Source organism: Mesorhizobium jarvisii, from assembly GCF_003601985.1.
GTDB classification, from domain to species: domain Bacteria; phylum Pseudomonadota; class Alphaproteobacteria; order Rhizobiales; family Rhizobiaceae; genus Mesorhizobium; species Mesorhizobium jarvisii.
Genome location: NZ_QZXA01000005.1, coordinates 186,827 through 200,532, shown reverse-complemented (window position 1 = coordinate 200,532; position 13,706 = coordinate 186,827). Strand labels below are relative to the sequence as shown.

Annotated in this window: 13 protein-coding genes; 6 read left to right on the top strand and 7 right to left on the bottom strand. The window is 64.3% G+C overall.

Translation table 11 applies throughout. The features are described from left to right. Window positions 1-60 precede the first annotated feature (60 nt). The 3 genes from waaC to rfaD are packed head-to-tail and all read right to left on the bottom strand — an operon-like array spanning window position 61 to window position 2,962. Window positions 61-1,035, bottom strand: coding sequence for a lipopolysaccharide heptosyltransferase I (waaC, locus tag D3242_RS14530; protein WP_064980537.1), 975 nt, complete (start codon window positions 1,033-1,035; stop codon window positions 61-63). Continuing rightward, the gene (gene waaF, locus D3242_RS14525; RefSeq protein WP_064981633.1) at window positions 1,032-2,039 is read right to left on the bottom strand and encodes a lipopolysaccharide heptosyltransferase II; all 1,008 of its coding nucleotides are present in this window, start codon (window positions 2,037-2,039) and stop codon (window positions 1,032-1,034) included. Before waaF ends, waaC begins: the two co-directional genes overlap by 4 nt. Further along, complete coding sequence (rfaD, locus tag D3242_RS14520) at window positions 2,012-2,962, bottom strand: ADP-glyceromanno-heptose 6-epimerase (RefSeq protein ID WP_038648977.1); 951 nt, start codon at window positions 2,960-2,962, stop codon at window positions 2,012-2,014. Before rfaD ends, waaF begins: the two co-directional genes overlap by 28 nt. A 131-nt stretch (window positions 2,963-3,093) precedes the next feature. On the opposite strand from rfaD, the gene D3242_RS14515 reads away from it, so the two are divergent. The 4 genes from D3242_RS14515 (at window position 3,094) to gmhB (ending at window position 6,557) form a co-directional block, all read left to right on the top strand. Further along, window positions 3,094-3,726: a LysE family translocator gene (locus D3242_RS14515; protein ID WP_064980535.1), complete on the top strand. Its 633-nt coding sequence runs from the start codon at window positions 3,094-3,096 to the stop codon at window positions 3,724-3,726. 114 nt (window positions 3,727-3,840) lie between these two features. Further along, window positions 3,841-5,331, top strand: a complete 1,491-nt coding sequence (rfaE1, locus tag D3242_RS14510) for a D-glycero-beta-D-manno-heptose-7-phosphate kinase (RefSeq protein WP_019860548.1) — start codon at window positions 3,841-3,843, stop codon at window positions 5,329-5,331. Between the two features lie 7 nt (window positions 5,332-5,338). Then, window positions 5,339-5,911: a D-sedoheptulose-7-phosphate isomerase gene (locus tag D3242_RS14505; RefSeq protein ID WP_064980533.1), complete on the top strand. Its 573-nt coding sequence runs from the start codon at window positions 5,339-5,341 to the stop codon at window positions 5,909-5,911. Further along, complete coding sequence (gene gmhB / locus D3242_RS14500) at window positions 5,904-6,557, top strand: D-glycero-beta-D-manno-heptose 1,7-bisphosphate 7-phosphatase (RefSeq protein ID WP_064980531.1); 654 nt, start codon at window positions 5,904-5,906, stop codon at window positions 6,555-6,557. Before D3242_RS14505 ends, gmhB begins: the two co-directional genes overlap by 8 nt. Window positions 6,558-6,572: 15 nt before the next feature. Here the strand turns inward: gmhB and D3242_RS14495 are convergent, their stop codons facing one another. Both D3242_RS14495 and D3242_RS14490 read right to left on the bottom strand, forming a co-directional pair. Further along, complete coding sequence (locus D3242_RS14495) at window positions 6,573-7,367, bottom strand: glycosyltransferase family 2 protein (RefSeq protein ID WP_064980530.1); 795 nt, start codon at window positions 7,365-7,367, stop codon at window positions 6,573-6,575. A gap of 247 nt (window positions 7,368-7,614) precedes the next feature. Further along, window positions 7,615-8,094: an Lrp/AsnC family transcriptional regulator gene (locus D3242_RS14490; RefSeq protein WP_019860544.1), complete on the bottom strand. Its 480-nt coding sequence runs from the start codon at window positions 8,092-8,094 to the stop codon at window positions 7,615-7,617. Window positions 8,095-8,341: 247 nt separating this feature from the next. Between D3242_RS14490 and trxB the strand changes: the two genes are divergently transcribed. After that, window positions 8,342-9,316, top strand: coding sequence for a thioredoxin-disulfide reductase (gene trxB / locus D3242_RS14485; protein WP_064980528.1), 975 nt, complete (start codon window positions 8,342-8,344; stop codon window positions 9,314-9,316). Between the two features lie 89 nt (window positions 9,317-9,405). Next, window positions 9,406-10,302, top strand: coding sequence for a LysR family transcriptional regulator (locus D3242_RS14480; protein WP_010911008.1), 897 nt, complete (start codon window positions 9,406-9,408; stop codon window positions 10,300-10,302). Here D3242_RS14480 and D3242_RS14475 read toward each other — a convergent pair. Both D3242_RS14475 and D3242_RS14470 read right to left on the bottom strand, forming a co-directional pair. After that, window positions 10,294-10,833: a methyltransferase family protein gene (locus D3242_RS14475; protein WP_064980527.1), complete on the bottom strand. Its 540-nt coding sequence runs from the start codon at window positions 10,831-10,833 to the stop codon at window positions 10,294-10,296. The two genes, D3242_RS14480 and D3242_RS14475, sit on opposite strands and share 9 nt — an antisense overlap. Window positions 10,834-11,563: 730 nt before the next feature. After that, entirely contained in the window at window positions 11,564-13,615 is a 2,052-nt protein-coding gene (locus D3242_RS14470; RefSeq protein ID WP_019860541.1) for an elongation factor G, read from the bottom strand. Window positions 13,616-13,706: the final 91 nt, after the last annotated feature.

The window sequence follows — 13,706 nt, the reverse complement described above, 5'->3', positions numbered from 1 at the left end:
TCCGCTCCGGTTCTCGAAAACCCCGCTATTCGGCTCACCAGAGCGAATTCTGAAAAGGTCCTAGGCTGGCGCTTGTAATTTAAGATTAAGCAGCCTGTCCGCCTCCGCCACTACCTCAGCCGGCGTCAGACGCTCACCAGGCGCGGCCAGCAGTGTCATGGCAAACTGCCCGCGCGGGCCTGTCAAACCCGGCTCCGTCGCCAAAAACACCGCGACCGTCGGCAGGCCGAAGGCGCTGGCCAGGTGGGTCAGGCCGGTGTCGGCGCCGATGACCAGCGTCGAGCGGCCAAGGATGGCGGCGATGTCGGCCAGCGGCGATTTCGGCACCACGACCGTGGACGGCACGGCCCTGGCGATGGCTTCGGCAACAGACTTCTCACGTTCGTTCGACCAGGTGGTGACCGGTGTCATGCCGCGCTTGATCAGCAGGCGGGCGGTTCCGATCCAGTCTTCTACAGGCCATTTCTTGTCCTCGCGGCTGGTGCCGTGCAGCAGGAAGGCGGTCTTTCCGGTGATGGCGGCGAGAGCACCGGGTGGCGGCACGATGCCTGAAGCGAGCGTCGACAGATCGGGCTGGTAGCCCATTGCCAGTCCGAACAGCCGCCGCGTCCGTTCGATGGCGTGCAGGTCGCGCGGCACGCCGTAGGTGACGTCGTAGAACAGCGTGGCCGAGGGTTCGCGCGCGCTCGACCGGTCGAAGCCGGCGATCGGTGCGCGCGCCTGGCGCGCCACCAGGGCCGATTTCAACAGGCCCTGTGCGTCGATGACCAGATCATAGCGGCATTCGCGCAAGGTTCGGCGCAGCGCGGCAGCCTCGCGCCAGGTGCTGCCCTTCAACAGCGCCTTGCGCCAGCGCCGGATGGCCGCCGTGTGGATCCTGCCGATCGCCGGGTGCAGGGCGACGATGCCGGTAAACGCCTCCTCGACGCACCAGTCGAAGGATACGTCGGGCCGGTGCAGGCTGGCATCCTCGACGGCCGGAAAGGTATGGATGACATCGCCCATGGACGATGTCTTGACGATCAGAACCTTCATGCCGCGGCCGGGAATTCCAGCAGCCGCCACGCCGCCGCCGCGACCTGGCCTACTTCCAATGTCTTCAGGCAGTTGCGATGGCCGAGTGGGCAGATTTTCTGGTGGCAGGGCGAGCAGGAGAGGTGCAACCAGACCAGCTCGCGCCGCTCCGCCAGCGGCGGCGTGTTTTCGGGCGAGGTCGAGCCGTAGACGGCGACGATCGGCGTGCCGACGCCCGCCGCGACATGCATCAGCCCGCTGTCGTTGGAGACCGCCAGCCTTGCCGCTGCGATCAGGTCGATGGCATCCTCCAGACGCGTCTGGCCGGCGAGGTCGACGACGCCGCGAGCAAGGGCCGCGATCTCGGCGGTGACGTCGCGGTCGTTCTTCGAACCGAACAGGGCGACCTTCAATCCCTTATCCATGAATTCGCGGGCAAGGCCGGCATAGCTTTCGCTCGGCCAGCGCTTGGCCGGGCCGAATTCGGCGCCAGGCATCAGGGCCGCGAATTTCTGCGGCGCCAGCCCGAAACGGTCGAGCAAGGCGGCCTGGTTGCCGGCATCCACGGTCAGATGCGGCGCGCGGAAACTGCCGCCCTTGGCGAGGCTGAAATAGGCCTGCGCGGTGCGCCGTTTCACGGCATCCGGCAGCGGCACGATGTCGGTCAAAAGGCCATAGCGCATCTCGCGCAGATGGCCGACACGGCGCGGAATGCGGGCAAAGAAGGGGATCAGCGCCGATTTCCAGCTGCCGGGCAGGATATAAGCCATGTCGTAGCGGCCGCGCAGCAGGCGGCCGAAGCGGCGGCGATGGGTGAATTCGAGCGCGCCGGGCTTCAGCGGGAAATCGATCTGCTGGCGGATCTCGGGCATGCGCTTGACCAGCGGTGCCGCCCAGGCCGGCGCCAGCACGTCGATCGCGGCGTTGGGATGGAGCTCTTTCAGCGCCGAAAACAGGCACTGCGCCATCACCATGTCGCCCACCCAGCGTGGGCCGATCACGAGGATCGTTGGGCTTTCAGCCATTCGACATAGTCTCTGACACCGGTTTCCACTGTCCGGAACTGGCCGTTGTAACCGGCCGCGCGCAAACGGGACATATCAGCTTGCGTGAAGCTCTGGTAGCTGCCCTTGAGGTGGTCGGGAAAGGGGATGAACTCGATCTCGCCCTTGCCCAACGTGTCGATGACGGTTTCGGCGATAGCGCGGAACGGCTGGGCGTGGCCGGTGCCGCAGTTGAAGATGCCGTTCGCGCCTCGCTTCCACAGCCACAGATTGACGTCGGCGACATCGCCGACATGGATGAAGTCGCGGCTCTGTTCGCCGGGGCCGAAACCGTCATAGGCGCCGAACAGTTTCGGATTCTCGCCGCGCTCGACCTGGTTGAACAGATGGAAAGCGACCGAGGCCATGACGCCCTTGTGCGCCTCGCGCGGGCCATAGACGTTGAAATAGCGCAGGCCGGCGACCTGCGAATGATCGGTGTCGAAGACGGTGCGCCTGACATAGTCGTCGAACAGTTTCTTCGAATAGGCATAGACATTGAGCGGCCGCTCCAGCGCCGGATCCTCGCGAAACTCGGAACCGCCGCCATAGACGGAAGCCGAGGAGGCGTAGAGGAAAGGCACGCGCAACGCCTGGCAGGCATGCAGCAGCCGCTTCGAATAAGCAAAATTCACCTCCATCATGAACTTGCCGTTCCACTCGGTGGTGGTCGAGCAAGCACCTTGGTGGAACACGGCCTCGACGCGGCCGAGCGACCCGGCCTCGATGCGCGGCAGGAAGTCATCCTTGTCGAGATAGTCGGCTATTTTCAAATCGGCGAGATTGGCGATCTTGTGGCCGTCGGTGAGATCGTCGACGACGAGGATGTCGTCATGGCCTTCGGCATTGAGCGCGGCGACGATGTTGGAGCCGATCATGCCGGCGCCGCCCGTGACGATGATCATGAAGGCCTCTGGTTGCTTGCGATTCCGGTCCTTATAAGGGAGGCCAGCCGGGCTGTCGACAAAGCAGGTGCAGGCGTCACAGTGGCGCCGCAAAGCTTCCGCTCAGTCAGCACCGATCATGAGGGACAAAAATGCCGTCGACCGAACTGCTCATCGCGTTCTTCGCCACCACGGCGATCTTCGCCTACATCCCCGGTCCGGCCATGCTTTATGCGGCGGCGCAGACGATGGCGCGCGGGCGCTGGTCGGGCCTGACGGCGGCACTTGGCATCCATCTCGGCGGTTATGTCCATGTCTTTGCCGCCGCCGCGGGCCTGTCGGTGCTGTTCCATGCCGTGCCGCCGCTCTACATGGCGGTCAAGCTGGTCGGCGCGCTTTATCTGATCTGGCTCGGTGTCTCGCTGTTTCGCAAGCGTGTTGAGGGCGACGTGGCGCTGCCCGCCATCGAGCGCAAATCGGCCCGCCGCGCCTTTTTCGAGAGCATCACCGTCGAGGTGCTCAATCCGAAAACCGCGATCTTCTTCATGGCGTTCCTGCCGCAGTTCATCGATGCCTCGGCGGCCTTGCCGGTGTGGCTGCAATTCGTGGTTCTGGGCACCATCGTCAACCTGATGTTCTCCTCGGCCGACATCGTCTGCGTGTTCCTGGCCGGCCTCGTCATCGGCCGGCTGCGGCGATCGAGCCGGGCGCAGCGGCTGATGCAGCGGGCTGGTGGGGCCGTGCTGGTCGGGCTCGGCGTCCACGTTGCCCTGCAGAAGAGCTGACGCGGCGCCGCCGTTGCGCCGGTTCGAATTGCGGTATATCGGCAGGCATGAACGACCGCCAGCCGACACCCTATATGTTTCAGCGACTGTTTTTCCCCGCGCGTTGCCAGTGATATGATCAAGCACAATCCGCCTTCTCCCGAACCCTTGCATCGAGCCATTGCCCGCTTTGGCGGCGTCACCGTGCTGGTGGTCGGCGACCTTATCCTCGACCGCTTCGTCAACGGCGTCATCGAGCGGATTTCGCCGGAGGCGCCGATTCCCGTGCTGCATGGGCGCGGCGAGACCTCGGCCATGGGCGGCGCCGGCAATGTCGTGGCCAACATCGTCTCGCTTGGCGCGCGGGCCATCCCGGTTTCGGTGATCGGCACGGACACCGCCGGCGACAGCCTGGTGCGCATGCTCGGCGAGCTTGGCGCCGAGACAGCGGGACTTTCGCAGCAGCGCGGCCGCATGACCTCGTCGAAGAGCCGCTTCAGCGCGCTCAACCAGCAGGTGCTGCGCTTCGACGAGGAAGAGATCAAGCCGCTGCACGAGACAGAGCGGACAGGGCTGATCCGGCATTTCCGCGCGGCACTGACGGGGGCCGACATCGTCATCCTGTCCGATTACGGCAAGGGCATCCTGCTCGACGGCGTCGCCGCCGAACTCATCGCCATCTGCCGCCAGGCCGGCAAGCCGGTGCTGGTCGATCCCAAGGGCCGCGACTATGCGCGCTATGCCGGCGCGACCGCCATCACCCCCAACCGCAAGGAGCTTGGCGAGGCCGTCGGCCATGCGGTGTTCGCCGATGACGAGATCGTGGCTGCGGCGCGCGAACTGATTTCGGCGCATGGTTTCGACTTCGTCGTCGCCACGCGCAGCGAAAAGGGCATGAGCGTGGTGGGCCCGGACGAGGCGCGCCATATCGCTACCCAGGCGCGCGAAGTGTTCGATGTCTCGGGCGCCGGCGATACGGTGATCGCGACGTTCGCGCTGGCGCTTGCATCGGGGGCTGATCCGGTCGCGGCGGCCTCGATCGCCAATGCAGCCGGCGGCGTCGTGGTGGGAAAGCGCGGCACCGCGCGGCTGACGGTCGAGGAGCTTACGGGCGCGCTGTTTCGCTCGCACGGACCGACCGCCCACAAGGATGCCATCCTCGATGCCTCGTCGGCCGCGCGCATGGTGGCGGCCTGGAAGGAAGAGGGCCTGAGCGTCGGCTTCACCAATGGCTGCTTCGATATTCTGCATGCCGGCCATGTCAGCCTGCTGCACGCGGCGCGCAGCCAGTGCGACCGGCTGGTGCTCGGCCTCAACAGCGATGCTTCGGTGCGGCGGCTGAAAGGGCAGGGCCGCCCGGTCAACGACCAGCATGACCGCGCCTGCGTGCTTGCCGCCCTTGCCTCGGTCGATGCCGTCGTTGTCTTCGAGGAGGACACGCCGCTGGCGCTGATCGAGGCGCTGCTGCCCGACATCCTGGTCAAGGGCGCGGATTATACGATCGACACCGTGGTCGGCGCCGATGTGGTGCAAAAGGCCGGCGGGCGCGTCGTGCTGGTCGATCTCGTCGCCGGCAAGAGCACCACCGGCACCATCGGCAAATTGCGCGCCGGCTCTACAAGCTGAGGTTTTGATGTCTGAACTGAACGACTATCTGGTCCGCTCGGCGGCCGCGATCACGGCGATGGTCGAGCGTGACCTGACCGGCGAGATGGAGCGGGCGGCGAACGCCGTGGTGACGGCGCTCTCGTCGGGCAAGGCCTTGTTGATCGCCGGCAATGGCGGTTCGGCGAGCGACGCCATCCACATAGCCGGCGAACTGGTCGGCCGCTTCCTCAAGGAGCGCAAGGCCTACAATGTCATCGCGCTGCCGGCCAATGCAGCGGTGCTGACGGCCTGGGGCAATGATTACGGCTTCGACACGGTGTTCTCACGCCAGGTCGAGGCGCATGGCGCGGCCGGAGGCGTGCTTCTGGCGATCTCGACCAGCGGCAATTCGCCGAGCATCCTGGCCGCCGCCGAACAGGCGCGGATGATGGACATGACGGTGATCGGCCTGACCGGCGACACCGGCGGCAAGCTCAAGCCGCTGTGCGACATCCTGCTCAACGTGCCCTCGACCTCGACGCCGGTCATCCAGCAAGGGCATCTGTGCCTCTACCATCATCTCTGCGAAGTGGTCGAAGCGCGTCTCAGCAATGGCTGACAGGACGGCCACGCCACATCCGCTGACCGAGCCGGGCGTGTGGATCGAGCGGATTGGAGACCGGGTTTTCCCACCGCATCTGCCGGCGCTGTTCCTCGACCGCGACGGCACCATCAACGTCGATACCGACTATCCCAGCGACCCGGCCGAGATCGAGCTCAGGCCGCAGATGCTGCCGGCGATCGCGGCCGCCAACCGGGCGGGAATCCCGGTTGTCGTGGTCACCAACCAGTCCGGCATTGCGCGCGGCTATTTCGGCTGGAGCGTCTTTGCGGCGGTGAATGGCCGCGTGCTCGACCTGTTGCGCGATCAGGGCATGTTCGTCGACATGGTGCTTGCCTGCGCCTACCACGAGGCCGGTGTCGGACCACTTGCCATTCCCGATCATCCGATGCGCAAGCCCAATCCGGGCATGCTGATCGAGGCGGGCAAACGCCTTGCTCTCGATCTCCAGCGCTCGCTGATCGTCGGCGACAAGCCAGCCGACATGCAGGCGGGAGAGCGCGCCGGTCTGGCACGGGGCTGGCTGGTCGACGGCGAGGCGGCGGTCCAGCCCGGCTTCGCCATCAGGCCCTTGCGGGACAGCAGCGACCTCGGTGACCTGCTCGCAGCCATTGAAACGCAAGGCCGGGACAACAGGTCCTGATCCAGGCCTGACTGCTCACACGGGATCGTTGCGTTCCGAGGCTTCGTAGAGCTTTGCCTCCGTGGCGAAGGAATAGATCATCACCGACATCGAGTAGACGAAGCCATGCCGGCCGCACAGGAAATAGCGCTTGGCCAGGTAGAATTTCAGGAAGTTGCCGAACGGCGACAGCACCAGCCGCACCAGGCCGGGCTTCTTGCCCTTCTCGACCAGCGTGACGGCCTTGAGGCTGGAATAGGCGTTGGCCCGGGCAAGATCCTCCTCGACCGATATTTCACGGCGATGCAGCAGGACACCCTCTTCGATCGTGCCGGTCTCGTCGGGCACCTGGAAGGCTTCGTGCACCCGCGCGGTGAGATCGATGGTGGCGCCTTCCCGGCGGAAAAGCCGCATCAGCCTGTTGTGCAGCACCCAGCGGTGCGCATAGCCGTAGCCCTTCAGCCAATCGCGGCGGCGGATGTACCAGCCGCGGATCTTGTCGTCGGCGGCCTGAGTGATGGCCACGATCGACTGCCGCAACTGGTCGTCGACGCGCTCGTCCGGGTCGATCGAAAGGCACCAGGGCTGGGTCGCGTGGTCGAGCGAGAATTGCCGCTGACGGGGAAAACCCGGCCAGTCATTGTGCAAGAGCCTTATCGGGTAGCCCTTGGCGATATAGCTTTTCACGCATTCAATCGTGCCATCCGTCGAACCGGAATCGACGACGATGATCTCGGCGCAGAAGTCGATGCTTTCCAGGCACGGGCCGATCATATCGGCCTCGTTCACACAGATGATAAGCGCCGAGACCGGGCTTGCAAATCGAGTCATGGTCCCCTTCCCATGGCGGGCCGCCCCCAGAGCAACGCTGCTTTCGCCATCTGTACCCAAGCAAATCCGCGCGGAAAACCGTTACACACTTTTCCTGGAATCGCTTGAGAAACCAATCAAGCGGTCAGTCAAGCGACGAAGTCCGGCAGAGCCGTCCAGCCTTGTACATCAGCGTCTGTCGAATACCAACGCGGTGTCGATGTGGCGAAGGCCAGGAATTCACCGGCGCGCAGGCGTTCGTCAGACCTCAGGGACGCTCGAAGGAAACCAGGCCTTCATCCTTGACCCTGCGGATGGTGAGCGCGGTCCGCACCGTGTCGACATTAGGGGTCGAGGTCAGCTCCTCGATGACGAAGGTCTGGAAGGCGCCGAGGTCGCTTGCCACGCAGTGCAGCAGGAAATCGGATTCGCCCGAGACCATCCAGGCATCGCGCACGATCGGCCAGCCGCGCGTGCGCTCGGCGAAGGTGCGCAGTTCGGCATCGGCCTGGTGATGCAGGCCGACCAGGCAGAAGGCGACGACATCGAGGCCAAGCGCCGGGGCATTGAGCAGCGCGCGGTAGCCGCGGATGATGCCGGCCTCCTCCAGCCGCTTTACCCTGCGCAGACAGGGTGGGGCCGAAATGCCGACGCGGTTCGACAGCTCGACATTGGTCATGCGCCCATCCGCCTGCAACTCGCGCAGGATCTTCCAGTCGATGGCGTCGAGGTCGGCTTTCAGGGGCATGGCGGTCTCAGCTCGGCGCAAGAATCTTTCGCGATTTTGTAATTAAACGACTTTTGTGTTGGCGCCAGCCCTCATCAACGCGATTTTTGAACGGTAACGAAAGCGGCAATGACGCGAATAACCGCTTGGGCCGAAGCTTTCCGGGGACGACGGCCCGTTCGTCTTGCTGGCGTGGTTGGCAACCCTTACATTAAGCGCGAATTCCAAGTCTTTTCCCACGGCACTGTCTGCCCCGCAGAGGTTTTAGATGACCACCAAGCACGCGCCCGTTCTCATCATCGGTTCCGGCCCCGCCGGCTATACTGCGGCGGTCTACGCCGCTCGCGCCATGCTGAAGCCGATGCTGGTTGCCGGCCTGCAGCAGGGCGGCCAGCTGATGATCACCACCGATGTCGAAAACTATCCCGGCTTCGCCGATCCCATCCAGGGACCGTGGCTGATGGAACAGATGCTGAAGCAGGCCGAGCATGTCGGCACCGACATCATTAACGACATCATCACCGAGGTCGACCTCAACGTGCGGCCGTTCCGCGCCAAGGGCGATTCCGGCACAACCTACACCGCCGACGCGCTGATCATCGCCACCGGCGCGCAGGCCAAGTGGCTGGGCATTCCGACCGAGCAGGATTTCATGGGCTTCGGTGTCTCGGCCTGCGCCACCTGTGACGGCTTCTTCTATCGCGGCAAGGATGTCGCGGTGGTGGGCGGCGGCAATTCGGCGGTGGAGGAGGCGCTCTATCTGTCGAACCTCGCGAAGAGCGTCACGGTCATCCATCGGCGCAGCGACTTCCGCGCCGAGCGCATCCTGCGTGAGCGGCTGCTGCAGAAGGACAATGTCCGCGTCATCTGGGACACCGTGGTCGACGAGATCACCGGTCGCCCCGGCAAGGCGCCGCTGCCGCCGTCGGTCGAAGGGCTGAAGCTCAAGCATGCGGTGACCGGTGTCGAAAGCCATCTCAAGGTCGACGGCGTGTTCGTGGCGATCGGCCATGCGCCGGCGGTCGAGCTGTTCGTGGGCAAGCTGAAGCAGAAGCCGAACGGTTACTTGTGGACGGCCCCGAATTCGACCCGCACCGACGTGCCTGGCGTGTTCGCGGCCGGCGACGTGACCGACGATGTCTACCGCCAGGCGGTGACGGCGGCGGGGCTCGGCTGCATGGCGGCACTCGAGGCGGAAAAGTATCTGGCCGGCATCGAGGTGCATCGCGAAGCAGCCGAATAGCGGCCGCTTTGAACTGTTAAAAAAACGGCTTAGAAACGCCGTGTAAAAGCCTGATTTTTCATTCAGACGCCAACAGAACGAGGGGAATCATGGCGTTGGACTGGGACAAGCTACGCGTGTTTCACGCTGCGGCGGAAGCGGGGTCGTTTACGCACGCGGCCGAGACATTGCACCTGTCGCAATCGGCGATCTCGCGGCAGGTCAGTGCGCTCGAGCACGATGTCGGCGTGCCGCTGTTCAACCGCCATGCGCGCGGCCTGGTGCTGACCGAACAGGGCGAGATGCTGTTCCGCACGGCGCATGACGTGCTGATGAAGCTCGAGACCATCAAATCGCGCCTGACCGAGACCAAGGACCGGCCCTCCGGCGTGCTTCGCGTGACGACGACCGTTGGCCTCGGCGCCGGCTGGCTGACCGAACGGGTGCAGGAGTTCATCGAGCTTTATCCGGAAATCAGCCTGCAGCTGATCCTCGCCAATGAGGAACTCGACCTCACCATGCGTCAGGCCGATTGCGCCATCCGGCTGCGCCAGCCACAGCAGCCGGACCTGATCCAGCGCCGCCTGTTCACCGTGCATTTCCATCTCTATGCGGCCCCTTCCTATGTCGCCAAGCATGGCAAGCCGGCCTCGGTCTCGGAGCTGAGAAACCATCGCATCGTCACCTTCGGCCTGCCGGTGCCGTCGCATCTGTCGGAGTTGAACTGGCTGGAGACGGTCGGCGATTTCGAAGGCGGCCAGCGCGTGCCGTCGCTGCAGATCAACGACATCTTGTCGATCAAGCGCGCCGTGCAGGGTGGCGCCGGCATCGCCATGCTGCCCGACTATGTCATCAACAAGGACTCCGGCCTGGTGCAGCTTTTGCCGGAAACCGAGGTGCCGTCCTTCGACACCTATTTCGCCTATCCCGATGCGATGAAGAACCAGGCCAAGCTGCACGTGTTCCGTGACTTCATTATAGCGAAAGCGCGCAGTTGGTCATTCTAGCCCTAGCGGACGATCGGCGGCACTGGTGATCTGTTCGCCCCGCCAGGGCGTCAGGCGCGGCAGCCAGCCGGGGACGTTGCGGCGGTAGGTTTCATAGTCGGCGCCGTAGCGGCGGGCGAGCGTCGGCTCCTCGTAGAACCTGACAAAGGAGCCCATGACAACAGCGCCGATGACGGCATAGGCGACAAGCGTCCAGCTCGAGAACAGCAGCGCCTGGCCGAGGATGATCGACAGCACGGCGACATACATGGGATTGCGGACATGGCGGTAGATGCCGCCGATCACGAGCTTCTCTGTCGGCGCGACCGGGGCCGGCGTGCCCAGCCCCTCGAGCGCGAAACGGGCGAAAGCATGCAGCAGAACGGCGGCAGCAGCGGCGATGAGGACGCCGCCGGCAGGAACAAAGCCCGGCACGGTGGACCAGGGCAAGCGATAATGATCGCTGAGCAGCCAGGGAATCAGCCCGGCGACCACGCCGGGTGCCACGATGAAGAAGGCCATGCTGCCGGCAATCGCCGAAAACGTCCGCATTGGCTGCTTTCTCTCCGATTGCCTCAGAAATGAACGTCTGCTGCCTGCTTCGACATCATTGCGTAGTTTTGGTGGCTTGGGGCGAAAACCGGCCGCGATTCACGCTTCTGTAGTGACGATTGCGTGGTTGAGCGCCCCATTTTTGAAGATTCTGCTGGTCCTATTGGCTTCTGGAGTGGGTTGGACCACAGCCTATGTCTTTTTGCATGCGTGTGTTGCAAAATAGATGCTTGTTTCTTGGGCATGTTGAGCACATATATAGATCATCTCCTGGGCGCGTTCTCCTCCCATTAGCGCCCTCGAGTGTTCCCCTCTGGAGGTTAGCCTTAACAGGCACTTCCAATCAAACTCAGCCGGATCTTCATTGATCCGGCTTTTTTGTTGCCCGGACCCTGCCGGGATGGCTGAGAATTTCACGAGAGTTGCCGCGTAACAGTGTCATGTAACCTCTGGTAACATGACAACGATGGCTTCTGCTGCTATGAAGGGCGCAGGACGCGGTGTGGTTCGAACGGGAGATGGGGGCATCACTCGTACGGCCCGGGCTCAGGCGGCTACCGCGTCCCAACCCCTTTCCGCCGAAAGCGGCGACTGTACATGCGGCGGACCTGCCGTTTCCCCTCCCAAGAAAACGGTCCGCAAACAAAACGGCGTCCGGCTTCCCGGGCGTCGTTTTTGGTTTTTGTCCCCTCGAACAAGGGTTCGAGGGGATGGTGCGTCAAGATCAGGATCAGGCTGCCTTGCCGTTGGTATTCATCGCTTCGTCGGCGAGACGGCCGGTGAGTTCGGCCATATGGTCGAAGACGGCGCGATAGCTGGCGACGCCCGCGGTCGCCGAGCGCAGTTCGATGATCAGGTCGCCGATCTCGGCCTGCGGCATGGTCGCCTCGACGACATCCCATCCCGGCCATCCCGGCCGCGCATCATAGCCGAGGATCTGCCCGCGCCGCTGCGGGATCAGCGCGATGATCTTCGACGTCGCGTCGGACGGCGTGACGATCTCGACCTTCATCACCGGCTCCAGCAGCACCGGCGAGCAGGCGGCCATGCCTTCCTTCATCGCGAGCTTGGCCGCCATCTGGAAGGCCATGTCGGAGGAATCCACCGCATGGTAGGAGCCGTCCGACAGGTTGACGGCGACGTCGACAACGGGGAAGCCGAGCGGGCCGTTCTTCAGGTAATCGCGTATGCCTGTCTCGACCGACTGGATGTAGGTCTTCGGCACGACGCCGCCGGTGATGGTGTCGGTGAACTGGAAGCCGGAGCCGCGCGGCAGCGGCTTGATCTCGATCACCACATCGCCGAACTGGCCATGTCCGCCCGACTGCTTCTTGTGGCGGCCGCGCTGCTGCGCCGATTTGCGGATCGTCTCGCGATAGGGCACCGCCGGCGCGTGGCCTTCGACCGGGATCTGGTTCTTGCCCTCCAGCCGCTCGCGCACGACGCGCAGATGCATTTCGCCGTGGCCTGACAGCACCGTCTCTGCCGAGTCCTGGTTGTGGCGCAGGCTGAGCGAGGGATCTTCCTCGGCCAGCCGCTGGATGGCGGCCGACATCTTGACCTCGTCCTTGCGTTCCTTCGGCCGCAGCGCGAAGGCGAAGACAGGCTGCGGCGGCTCGAACGTAAACAGCTGCTTGGTGCCGCCCTTGGCCGAGGTCAGCGTCTGGCCGGTCTTGACCTCGTCCAGCTTGCCCAGCGCCACCGTGTCACCGGCCTTGGCGGCGGCGAGCTTGAACTGATCCTTGCCGAGCATCTTGTAGATGCCGGAAACCTTGGCGGTGTCGCCGCCGGGCAGCCACAGCTCGGAGCCGTCTGCGACCTGGCCGGACAGGATGCGCGACACCGACAGCTTGCCGCCATGCGGGGTGTGGATGGTCTTCATCACCTGGACCACGGTGGCGCCGCCGTCCGAGGCACCAAGCCGCTTGCGGGTCGCCTCGATGTCGGGCGCGTCGTGGCGGATCGCCTTCAAGAGGCGCAGCACGCCGTTGCCCCTCTCGGCGGTGCCGATCAGCACCGGCGTCACCACGCCTTCGCGCAGGTCAGCGGCGAGATCATCGAAGATCGCGTCCTTCGGCGGCTCGATCTCCTCGAGCAACTGTTCCATCAACTGGTCGTCATGGTCGGCCAGGGTTTCCAGCATCGAGAAGCGCGCTTCCAGTTCCCGCGCCTTGTCGTCGCCCGGTATCTGAGCCACTTCGCTTTCGGCATATTCGCGGTAGATGTAGGCACGCTCCAGCGCCAGGTCGATCGAGCCGATGACGACGCCGTCCTTGCGCAGCGGAATCTGGCGCAGCAGGAGCGGCACCGAGCTTGCCGGTTGCAGCATCTTCAGCGTGTCGCGCACGCCTGATATCGCCTTGTCGACCTTGTTGAGGAAGAGGATGCGCGGCACGCCGAGATCGTCGAGCTTGCGCATGATGAGCTGCAGGGCAGGAATCTTCTTTTCGTCCGCCTCGGCCACGACCACCGCGAGGTCGCAGGCGGCCAGCACCGGCTCGGCCTCGAAGGAGAATTCGATCGAGCCGGGACAATCGACGAAGGTGATCTGCTCGCCCATGAATTCGGTGGTTGCGATCGTCGCCTCGACGCTCATGGCGTGGGCGCGCGCCTCCGGCGAATGATCCGAGACGGTGCTGCCTGATGAGACGGGATTTTGTCGGGGGATGGCGCCCGTACGGGCCAATATGGCTTCGAGAAGTGTCGTCTTACCGCTTGCAAAGGGACCGACTATGGCAATGCATTTCGGTCCCGTGCGTCGTCCTCCGGCGCGAGTACCCATGGCTGACCTCCACTCAGGCGTTTCCCTAGGGACCGACTGGCATGCATGGTTCAGGCGTGGTCAATCGGTCCTGAGCGGCGGCCGGCCTGTT